The organism is Ensifer sp. SSB1, assembly GCF_016652895.1.
GTDB lineage: Bacteria > Pseudomonadota > Alphaproteobacteria > Rhizobiales > Rhizobiaceae > Ensifer.
The window spans coordinates 85,365-94,776 of sequence record NZ_JAEPRP010000005.1 but is presented as its reverse complement, the minus strand read 5'-3'; the positions used below and the strand labels follow the sequence as shown (position 1 = coordinate 94,776).

Here is a 9,412-nt window from a genome sequence, read left to right as displayed (position 1 = left end):
ACATTTCGGCGTCGATCCACACGAGATCGACATCTGGATGGGCACGTTGTCAAAAACCACGTCGAGCTGCGGCGGCTACATCGCCGGCAGCGAAGCGCTGGTCGAGGTGCTGAAGGCATCCGCAGGCGGCTTCGTTTACAGCGTCGGCCTCGCGCCCGTGCTGGCGGCCGCAGCAACCGCGAGCCTCGACGTACTGGAACGCGAACCGGCGCGGACAGCAGCGTTGCGCCGCAACGGTGCCCTGTTCCTGAAGCTTGCCAAGGAAGCGGGCCTCGACACAGGCCTTAGCAGCGGCTTTTCCGTTGTCCCGGTTCTGGTTGGGGATTCCCTGCGCGCTGTTCAGCTTTCGAATGACCTGCTTGCCGAAGGTGTCAATGCGCTGCCAATCATCCACCCGGCTGTGCCCGAGGGGCTCGCGCGCCTGCGCTTCTTCATCACCAGCGACCACACGGAAGAACAGATCCGCCGGACGGTGACTTTGACCGCGGAACGGCTGACAGACCTCACCGAACGAAACTTCGGACTGGGCGGCATCGACATCGATCAGATGATGAAGGCACTCTCGGCGCGCTAAGAGCCATCCACGTGTGCGGCCGCGTTGCATTCGCGCAAAACCGGACGCAAGCCCGCTTGGCGCCTTCCCGGAATTTGCTCTAGGGTGGAACATCAGCATGACGCATGTGATCATCACCGGTGGCTCAAGCGGTATCGGATTTTCGGTCGCATCGATCTATGCGGCGCGCGGGGCGCGTGTCTCGCTGATCGCCCGTTCCCGCGATCTTCTGGAACAAGCACAAGCGAAGCTGGCAACGTCCAGCGGCGGCAGTGCCGGCAATATCAGGATCGAAGCTGCCGATGTCGCTGCGGAAAACGACGTCGAGGCGGCGGTCCTAAGGTGCGAACAGGCCTTCGGACCCTGCGACATCCTCGTGACATCGGCAGGCATCGTCGAGCCCGGCCGTTTCGAGGAGCTCGACAGCGTTTCGTTCCGCCGCCAGATGGACACCAACTTCTCCGGTACCGTGCATGCGGTCCGCTCCGTCTATGACGGCATGAAGCGACGCGGACGCGGTCGGATCATGATGATCTCGTCCGGTGCCGGCCTCATCGGCATCTACGGCTATTCTGCCTATTGCGCGTCGAAGTTCGCGTTGCACGGCTTCGCCCAGGCGCTGCGCTCGGAAGCCCGCAGCCACGGCGTCAGTGTTTCTGTGTGTTTTCCTCCGGATACGGAGACGCCGCAGTTTCAGCGTGAGCTTGCCAGCCGCCCACCGGAGGCCGCCATCATCATGGGCACCGTCCGTCCCTGGCCGGCGAACGCAGTGGCGAAGACAATTGCCAAGGGAATCGACCGGGGACGGTTCGAAGTCTACTTCGGTACGACGCTCTTTCTCCTCGGCCGCTTCGCGCCGGCCATCCGCCCGTTGCTTAACTGGTGGTTCGACAGGGCGATCGCGCGTGGCAGCAACACCGCGACGCATAATAGTGGAGTGTCTGAGCGCCAGACCTGACTGCGCTTGTACGTCCAGGCGATAAGATCTAAGTGTCGGGCGGACGCTGTGCCGCATGAAGCGGCTTCGGCCGGCATGAAGACATGAAGGTTTCCGCTTGGCGTTGCTTCCCTTTCAGCTGCACGACTACCCAAGAACACTGACGCTCTGTTGTTACGTGCTGTCCTGTGCGGTGATCTTCTTTACCGACCGCTTTGCGCTGCCGAAGCGGGAGCGGCGCGCCCACCCGTCGCCGTTCGGGCGGACGCAGGATGTGATCGACGCGCTTGCCCGCCTGCCGGTCATCGCGCTGGTCTTTGCCGGCTTCTTCGCCGGCTCCTGGCGGCCGCTCTATGCCGCGGCCGGTACGATGAGCTTCTTCATCATCTTCACCGGCATTTCCCGCGCCAAGTTCAAGTTCATCCGCGAGCCGCTGATCTTCTCCGACATCGCGCTCGTCGTGGACGTCTTCAAGTACAAGACGATTTTCTACGCGAGTTCGCTGAACGTCGTCTTCTGGACCGTCGCCTTTCTCTATGTCTTCGGCGTTTCCGGCCTCTACATGTATTTCGAGCCGGCGGTCTTGCCCGATCGTGGCAAACTGTTCTGGATCCTGATGATGCTCGGCATCGCCTACGGTCCATGGCTGCTGTTGTTCTACGGCCCGGTCAACCGCCCGACGGCGGCGCTGGTGCAAAGACTGCTGAAGGTGCTCGACGTCAAGATGAACACGGTGCGCTTCGGCACCTTCGGCTCGGTCGTTTTCCGCTTCATCGTCTGGCTTGGCGTGCGGCGCGAAAAGATCGTCGCCGAACTCTCCGAGATCGTCCGCGCGGCCGTGCATGATCTGATCGGAGACGACGGCTCGCCTCTGATCGTGGTCTGGCAATCGGAATCCTTCATCGACATGCGGCACTTCGGCGTCGGCACGCTCAACATGCCGACCTTGGACCGGCTGCGGCGCGAGGCGGTGCAATGGGGCCGGCTCAGTAGCGTCTTTGAAGGCGGCTATACGCTGCGCACGGAGTTCGCCGTCATCAGCGGTCTCGTGCCTGACGACATCCATGTCGATGCCAGCTACCCCTATCTCAGGGCCTCGCACTATGCCGACGTGGTCTGGCCGGGGAAGATGAAGCGTGCCGGTTGGAACACGCATTTCATCCATCCCTATGACCGCACCTTCTTCCTCCGCCACAAGGCGATGCCGCAGCTCGGCTTTTCCAAGCTGACGATGCTCGACGGCTTCGACCATCGGCCCGAAAGAGACGGGCCTTACGTCTCCGACGAGAAACTCGCAGCAAAGGTGATCGACGCCTGCGAAGAACTGCCTGAGGACGAAAGCGGTTTCATCTTCGTTGCGTCCATGGCCAATCACGGCCCATGGGAGCCGGGCCGCGTCGACGATCTCACCAATCCCGTCGATATCTATCTGGCCATTCTGGAACAATCCGACGCTGCCTTGAACACGCTCAGCGAGCGCCTGGACAAGCTGGACCGCCCGGTCTGGCTCGTGTTCTACGGCGACCATGCGCCGCTGCTCAAATCCTTTGCCGATCCCTTCCCCGATCCGCGCACCGACTACCTGATCGTACCGCTTGCCAAGGCAAAGTCGTCCTCCCACAAGCCGGTGGAACCGAGCAACGTCGAGGCCTGGAATTTGGTCGAAGACCTGCTCAACCACGCCAACCTGAGAAAGGATACGCTGCGATAGCGGCGGTGGACGAATGGAAAACGCTTCGATGACATCGACCGGAGCGGCCAATCGGCCAAAGCGACGGGTATTCCTGTTCCTGCAGGGACCCTCTTCGTCGATCTTCCGCAAGATCGCCAACCGGCTCGAAGCGCGCGGGCACACGTGCCTGAGGATCAACCTGAATGTCGGCGACCAGATCATCTGGGGCCGCAAGGGCGCCTACAATTATCGTGGCACGGCAGCCGATTGGCCTGCCTATCTCACGACCTTCGTCGCGGAGCACGGCGTCACCGACATGCTCATGCTCGGTGAGGAGCGGGCGTACCACCAGGCAGCAACCGAGGTCGCACGCCGCGCAGGTGTTAGCGTCGCCATTGTCGAGATGGGGTATCTGCGACCGGACTGGCTGACGCTAGAACGCAATGGCATGTCCTCGAATTCGCATTTTCCTGCTGATCCCGTGCAGATACTTGCAGCGGCAGCGGGCGTGCCCGAGCCGGATTGGCGCAGGCACTACAGCCAGACGTTCCTCGCCGATGCGAGCTATGACTTGCTCTACAATCTGCCGAACGTCTTTCTCTGGTTTCTCTTCCCGCATTATCGACGCCACGCGATCTTCCATCCGCTTGCCGAATATGCGGGCTGGATCCGCCGACTCTTCACCGAAAAGCGACGCAACGCCGAGGCCGAGACGACCGTTGCCAAGCTGCTTTCGGACGACGCCCCCTATTTCGTTTATCCGCTGCAGCTCGAAACCGATTTCCAGCTCCGGGCGCACTCACCGTTCCACAGCCAGAAGGACGCGATCGCCGAGGCGTTGGCTTCCTTCGCCGCCTTTGCCGCGCCCGACGCACGCCTTGTCTTCAAGGTGCACCCGCTCGACAACGACCTGATCCCCTGGCGCAGGATCATCGAAGAACGAGCAGCCGCGCTGGGCCTTGGCGGGCGCATCTTCTATCTCGATGGCGGCAACCTCGATACGCTCGGAGAGGCCAGTGCAGGCATGGTCACCGTCAATTCGACGGCCGGTCTGCATGCCTTGAAGCAGGGGCGACCGGTGAAGGTGCTCGGCACCGCCGTGTTCGATATCGCCGGACTGACCGACCAGCAGTCGCTCGACAATTTCTGGCGCGCACCGCAGGCACCGGAACCGGACCTGGCGAATGCGATGTTCCGCCTCCTCGCCGCCTCGATCCAGGTGCGTGGAAATCTTTATTCGCGCGCCGGAAGCGATGCGGGTGCAGAGGCGATTGCCAAGCGCCTCAGTGAGAACAGCCTCAACCAGCCCGGCGCCTTTATCGACCCGCCGCCCCGCCGCAAGCCGGAAAAGCGGTCAAGGGTCGCCTCGTCCGCGTGACGAAGGCTGACGTGGCGGCTGCTGTGCCAGCCTAGCGCCGCGCCGTCGCGACGGCTAACGCTGCCAGCAGCATCAGGCCTGCCGCTGCCAAAGGCAGCATGAAGAAGGCAACCCGGGCATAGGCCGCGCCGAACCCGATCGTGCCGACAAAGAGCGCGAGATAGGTGACGCCGCTGTTCAGCCCCATGACCGCGCCGCGCTTGCCGGGATCGAGGCCCGTGAGGCGCATGATCAGCACATTCAGCCCAAAATGGTTCGCAAGCCCCCAGAGGAAGACGACGGCCAACATGGCCGTATAGGAGCCGCTTGCCACCGCCATGGCCACGTAGACACCTCCAACCACCAGAAAGATCAATGGTAACAATCGGCTCGCGCCGAAACGGTCAATCAGGCGGTCGAGAAAGGCGGCGGCCCCGAAACCGAACCCATAGGAAACGGCGATGAGACCATTGGCGCTGACCGGCAGGCTGAGTGCGACATGCAAGTGCTCGCCGATATAGGCGTAAACGCCATAGAATGCGGCCATGAAGGCAGCGCAGGCGATCAGAAGCGGCGCGACGCCGGGAACGTTCAATGCCGCCAACGGCGATGTCGCCTTGCCGGTGACGGTTTCCTGCACCGGCGCGAACTTGACAGCAGCGCAGGCGATCAACGTTGCCGATGTGACGATGACATAAACCCCGCGCCAGCCCGCAAAGTCAGCGATCGCGGCCGATAACGGCACGCCCGCCACCATGCTGAGCGTCCAGCCTGTCAGCACCAAGCCAATCGTCTCGCTCTCCCGGCCGGCCGGCGCAATGACCGAGGCCAGGGTATAGATCGAGGGAAGCGCGATGCCGGCGGCAAGACCGACGACGAGCTGGGCAGCGACGAGGACCGCAAGCGATGGCGCGAGCGCACTGCCGCCCAACCCTGCAGCCAGAAGCAGGAGAGCCGCGGCCAACATGCGACGCGGGCCATGACGATCGATGAAGCGGCCAAGAAAGATGGCGCTGACCGCCGTGCCCAGACCGAAGGCGGCGGAAGCCGTCATTACGGCAGGAACGTCGGCCGCAAGGCTTCGCGCCACTTCCGGCGCAATCGGTCCGAGCGCGAGCGAATTGGAGCCGATGACGCCGATGCAGATGGTGAGCACGTAGGCAAAGGGCGGGATACGCGCCTTGGCGATTGAGCCATCGGAAACTGATTGATTGATGTTCGTCATTACCTCATGTTTGCAGAATGAAATTCTGCAGCAAGAGGAGATTCCGGAATGGATCAAAATACAGATGACATTCGGCGGAAGCGTGTGCCAGAGCGCGAGCTTGATGCGATGGACCGAAAATTATTAGGCGTGCTGGTGGAGGACGCGACCACCAGCTATGCCGAACTCGGCGAACGGGTCGGACTCTCGCCGCCGGCGGCGCATGAACGGGTGAAGCGGCTGAGGCGATCGGGAGCGATCCGAAGCGTGTCGGCGCTGATCGATCCGGAGGCGATCGGCAAGACGTTGCTCGCCTTCGTCCACGTCGACACGACCGGCTGGGGCAAGACACAGGCCCTGCTTGCCATCGAGGAATGCCCGGAGGTGGAGGAGATCCACTCGGTCGCCGGCGATACCTGCATGCTTCTCAAGGTGCGCACCGAAAGCACGCATGCGCTCGAGGGGCTGCTGGCGCGTCTCTACGATACGCCGGGCGTCAAGGCGACGCGGAGCTATGTGGTGCTTTCCACCTATCTGGAACGGCCAGTGCAGCCCGGCACGACGAGCGCTTGGCCCGCTGTGGTCAAAGGCTAGCCAGTTTTGTCGGGCGCCCGGCCAAACCTACTGCCCCAGGCCCCCTCAGACGACGCCGGCGCGCAGCAGGTCGTGAATGTGCAGGATGCTGACCGGCGCTCCGCCATCGTCGACGACGAACAGCACCGTCACCTTGTGCTGCTGCATGAACTCCATGGCGCCGCTGGCGAGCACGTCGCCACGGATAACGCGCGGATTGCGCGACATCACCGCCTCAACCGGCTGCAGGAGCAGATCGCCCGACATATGGCGACGCAGGTCGCCATCGGTGATCACGCCTGCAAGCTTGCCGCTGTTCTCGACGATGCCGACGACGCCGAAACCCTTCGACGACATTTCGATAAGCGCTTCGCTCATCGGCCGGCCCGTTTCCAGCAGCGGCATCTGGGCACCCTCGTGCGCCAGTTCTCGGACCAGCCGCAATTGCGCACCGAGCTTGCCGCCCGGGTGGAATGTCTTGAAGTCCTCGGCCGAAAATCCGCGGCGTTCCAGAAGCGCGATCGCCAGCGCGTCACCGACGGCGAGCTGCAGCATGGCGGACGTCGTCGGCGCAAGCCCGTGCGGGCAGGCTTCCTGTACCTTGGGCAATACGATCGGCACTTCGGAGTTGCGCGCCAGCACGCTCTCGCGATTGGCACAGATCGAGACGATCGGCACATTGAAGCGCTTGGCGTAGGTGAGCATGTTGGCCAGCTCGGCCGTCTCTCCCGACCAGGAGAGCAGGATCAGCACATCCTGGGAAGTGACCATGCCAAGGTCGCCATGGCTCGCTTCGGTCGGGTGCACGAAATAGGCGGAGGTGCCGGTCGATGCCAGGGTCGCGGCGATCTTGCGACCGATGTGGCCACTCTTGCCGACTCCGGAGACGACGACACGCCCCTGGCTTTCGCCGATCAATTCGACGGCATCGACAATGTTGCGGGCAAAGGCCTCGTCGGAGCCGAGGTGATCTGCCAGCGCCTTGATGCCGACCATTGCAGTCGTCAGCGTCCGACCGATCGACTCCAAAGCCGCAACCGCGGTGCGCTCATGCGCCGATGCTTGTCTCAAACCCATGATGACCCCAATTCTGCGAAGACTTAAGCGGCAGGCTGCAACGCTGCGCGCCAGACCATTGACGGCAGATAAGCGCTTTTTCTTGGCAAACCAAGCCTTGGAAGCAGACTTTGGGGGAAAACCGGCCCAATCGGCGGCGTTTTCGTCAGCCGGCCCGCTTTTCTTCCAGTGTCTCGAGCGGCATCGACTTGTCCGCCGCGAATTCCTCTAAGGTCATCGAGTCGAGGATCGCGGCAACGGCGTCACGCACCGTGGTCATCGATACCCGCACCTGACAGGTTTCGGGATCGTTGCAGTCTTCGCAGACTTCATAGGCCGTGCGGCTGGCACAGCGGATCGGTGCAAGCGGGCCATCCAGCGTGCGGATCACGTGACCGATGCGGATTTCGGCAGCCGGCCGCGACAGCGAGTAACCGCCACCCGGCCCCTTCTTGGAGCGCAGCATGCCGGCGTTGCGCAATTCAAGCAGGATCGTATCCAGGAACTTCTTCGGGATATTGTTGCGCTGTGCGATCTCGGTAATGAAGGCGGTCTCCCCCGGCTCCAGCCGCGCAAGATCGACCAAAGCCTTCAGTCCGTATTTTCCCTTCTTCGTCAGCATTCCGGCACGCTTTCCCTGCGGCTCCCTAAACGGGAATCATCCGCGCAAATGCAAATATATTTTGGCATAGCACAAGAAACGTACTGCCAACATATAATTATAGTGGGGAATTAGCCGAAGTCGCGGCCACGCTTGCAGCAGAAGCAACGACGACTTTCAGATCTATCTGGCGAATGCGGGAGGAAAGCCGAATATGGCTTCCCTCACCCGTTTCAAGCGGCTGCGCTGTGGCCCCGCCGGTTCGCCGAGACGGCCTGATGGGCCAGCAACTGGCGGATCGCGGCACGGGCTTCCTCGGCCGAACCGAAGCGCTTCGCGTCCAGATCCCAGACGTGATACTTCACCGCCAGGAACTTGAACCGATCTTCATCCGGGACGACCACGCCGACGGCTTCGCCGCCAAATTCGATAACTTGCTTGCTCATACAAATAACGCTCCTTCCACGCCGGAGGCGCGGAGACTTTCAATTTCGGCAAAAGATAAAGTTCGAGGGGTTCGACGGTCACATTCGGCAGAGATTGCGAATGAGCCATTTTTTCTCTGTTGCACGACAAAGGAGACGCGTGCCGAAGAAGGCGGCGGTCGAGACGTTTCCGAACATGTCACTCTCCTTTGGCTGGCCCGGCATCAGCATGCCGGTGCGTTTGATGAACAACCGTGAGGCGGACTCCCCGCGTCACGTATTGGCAAACTAGAATAATCTACCAATTCCGTCAATTAAAAAGATGAAGACGCGAAAAATAATTCCCGCCCTTCAAATTTTAGGGGGACGCGGACGCAAATCCGTTCTCCCACCCCGAAACCGGAGACCCTTGCTATCTAGGGAGCGAAGAATCAGTCTGCAAGGCACGAGTGGGATAAAGACAGCACATTCAGACAAAAAAGGGGCGGCCCGCCGGGCCGCCCCTTCACGTTTTGTATCCTGAGAGCGGGATCAATGCATCGCGCTCAAACCGAGACCCAAGTCACGCGGCCGGCGTGCCCGCCTGGGTCGTGGTCGAGCGAGACGCTTCCCGATCCTTCCACCAACGGTTCAGGAACAGCAGGATCGGGCCGCCGATATAGATCGACGACGTGGTCGCGACGATAACGCCGAAGATCATCGGCCAGGCGAAGCTCTTGACCGCGTCACCGCCCCACATCGCCATCGGCACCAGAGACAGCGCCGTCGCCATCGAGGTGAAGATGCATCGCGCGATCACCTGGTTGATGCTCATGTCGATCAGGTCGGAGAACGGCATCGACTTGTACTTGCGCAGGTTCTCGCGCATGCGGTCATAGACCACGACCTTGTCGTTGACCGAGTAACCGATCATCGTCAGCAGGGCCGCGATGGCCGTCAGGTTGAAGTCGATACCGGTCAGCGCGAAGAAGCCGATCGTCTTGGTGATGTCGAGCAGCAGAACCGCGATCGCGCCGACGGCGAAGTGCCATTCG

10 protein-coding genes are annotated in these 9,412 nt (G+C 61.9%); 5 read left to right on the top strand and 5 right to left on the bottom strand.

The genetic code is table 11. From position 1 onward, the window contains the following. The 4 genes from I8N66_RS02345 to I8N66_RS02330 form a co-directional block, all read left to right on the top strand. Positions 1-574: aminotransferase class I/II-fold pyridoxal phosphate-dependent enzyme (locus tag I8N66_RS02345; protein WP_291149214.1), on the top strand; the 574-nt coding region annotated here is incomplete at its 5' end. Positions 575-671: 97 nt separating this feature from the next. Further along, positions 672-1,511 (top strand): SDR family oxidoreductase, encoded by an 840-nt coding sequence (locus I8N66_RS02340; RefSeq protein WP_291149212.1) that lies wholly within the window; start codon positions 672-674, stop codon positions 1,509-1,511. Positions 1,512-1,608: 97 nt separating this feature from the next. Further along, positions 1,609-3,201: an LTA synthase family protein gene (locus tag I8N66_RS02335; protein ID WP_113536482.1), complete on the top strand. Its 1,593-nt coding sequence runs from the start codon at positions 1,609-1,611 to the stop codon at positions 3,199-3,201. 28 nt (positions 3,202-3,229) lie between these two features. Continuing rightward, positions 3,230-4,540 (top strand): capsular biosynthesis protein, encoded by a 1,311-nt coding sequence (locus tag I8N66_RS02330; protein WP_291149208.1) that lies wholly within the window; start codon positions 3,230-3,232, stop codon positions 4,538-4,540. 31 nt (positions 4,541-4,571) lie between these two features. On the opposite strand, the gene I8N66_RS02325 is transcribed toward I8N66_RS02330, so the two are convergent. Beyond that, on the bottom strand, positions 4,572-5,744 hold the full coding sequence (locus I8N66_RS02325) for an MFS transporter (RefSeq protein WP_291149205.1): 1,173 nt from the start codon (positions 5,742-5,744) through the stop codon (positions 4,572-4,574). Positions 5,745-5,792: 48 nt separating this feature from the next. On the opposite strand from I8N66_RS02325, the gene I8N66_RS02320 reads away from it, so the two are divergent. Beyond that, positions 5,793-6,317, top strand: a complete 525-nt coding sequence (locus I8N66_RS02320; RefSeq protein ID WP_291149202.1) for an Lrp/AsnC family transcriptional regulator — start codon at positions 5,793-5,795, stop codon at positions 6,315-6,317. 45 nt (positions 6,318-6,362) lie between these two features. On the opposite strand, the gene I8N66_RS02315 is transcribed toward I8N66_RS02320, so the two are convergent. The 4 genes from I8N66_RS02315 to secF all read right to left on the bottom strand — a co-directional run. Next, positions 6,363-7,373: a KpsF/GutQ family sugar-phosphate isomerase gene (locus tag I8N66_RS02315; protein ID WP_113536485.1), complete on the bottom strand. Its 1,011-nt coding sequence runs from the start codon at positions 7,371-7,373 to the stop codon at positions 6,363-6,365. A gap of 145 nt (positions 7,374-7,518) precedes the next feature. Further along, complete coding sequence (locus I8N66_RS02310; RefSeq protein ID WP_113536486.1) at positions 7,519-7,974, bottom strand: Rrf2 family transcriptional regulator; 456 nt, start codon at positions 7,972-7,974, stop codon at positions 7,519-7,521. A gap of 212 nt (positions 7,975-8,186) precedes the next feature. Further along, the gene (locus tag I8N66_RS02305) at positions 8,187-8,399 is read right to left on the bottom strand and encodes a hypothetical protein (protein ID WP_113536487.1); all 213 of its coding nucleotides are present in this window, start codon (positions 8,397-8,399) and stop codon (positions 8,187-8,189) included. Between the two features lie 541 nt (positions 8,400-8,940). Continuing rightward, positions 8,941-9,412: protein translocase subunit SecF (gene secF / locus I8N66_RS02300; protein WP_291149196.1), on the bottom strand; the 472-nt coding region annotated here is incomplete at its 5' end.

Excerpts from the sequence above, each read along its gene's own strand:
- I8N66_RS02325 (WP_291149205.1), bottom strand. The coding sequence starts at position 5,744 with ATGACGAACATCAATCAATCAGTTTCCGATGGCTCAATCGCCAAGGCG.
- I8N66_RS02340 (WP_291149212.1), top strand. The coding sequence starts at position 672 with ATGACGCATGTGATCATCACCGGTGGCTCAAGCGGTATCGGATTTTCG.
- I8N66_RS02320 (WP_291149202.1), top strand. The coding sequence starts at position 5,793 with ATGGATCAAAATACAGATGACATTCGGCGGAAGCGTGTGCCAGAGCGC.
- I8N66_RS02315 (WP_113536485.1), bottom strand. The coding sequence starts at position 7,373 with ATGGGTTTGAGACAAGCATCGGCGCATGAGCGCACCGCGGTTGCGGCT.
- I8N66_RS02330 (WP_291149208.1), top strand. The coding sequence starts at position 3,230 with ATGACATCGACCGGAGCGGCCAATCGGCCAAAGCGACGGGTATTCCTG.
- I8N66_RS02305 (WP_113536487.1), bottom strand. The coding sequence starts at position 8,399 with ATGAGCAAGCAAGTTATCGAATTTGGCGGCGAAGCCGTCGGCGTGGTC.
- I8N66_RS02310 (WP_113536486.1), bottom strand. The coding sequence starts at position 7,974 with ATGCTGACGAAGAAGGGAAAATACGGACTGAAGGCTTTGGTCGATCTT.